This window comes from Brevibacterium sp. SIMBA_078 (assembly GCF_046534565.1).
In the GTDB taxonomy this organism is placed as follows: Bacteria; Actinomycetota; Actinomycetes; order Actinomycetales; family Brevibacteriaceae; genus Brevibacterium.
Genome location: NZ_JAWRYQ010000173.1, coordinates 1 through 277, shown reverse-complemented (window position 1 = coordinate 277; position 277 = coordinate 1). Strand labels below are relative to the sequence as shown.

The 277-nt window shown below is 46.2% G+C and carries 1 pseudogene; it reads left to right on the top strand.

What is annotated here, in order from left to right:
- Positions 1–277: pseudogene (locus SB749_RS19325) on the top strand (hypothetical protein); the annotation flags it as partial.

Below are 277 nucleotides of genomic sequence, written 5' to 3'. Positions count from 1 at the left end.
AGTGGGTTAGGAGATGCACTTAAAAATATAGGTCGAGGAAGTAGCAAGCTATTAAAGAGAGTGCCTATCTTGGGGAACTTATTAAGTGCAACAGATTTAATAGGAACAACGAAAGAAAACGTTGGAGAAAAAGTAGGTGGCTTCTCTGGAGGTCTTGCAGGAGGAGTTAGCGGAGCTGCAATTGGCCAAGCCCTAATTCCAATACCACTTGTAGGAGCTGCTGTTGGTGGTGTTGCTGGAGGCATAGCCGGAGCTTTTGGTGGATCGAAACTAGGGG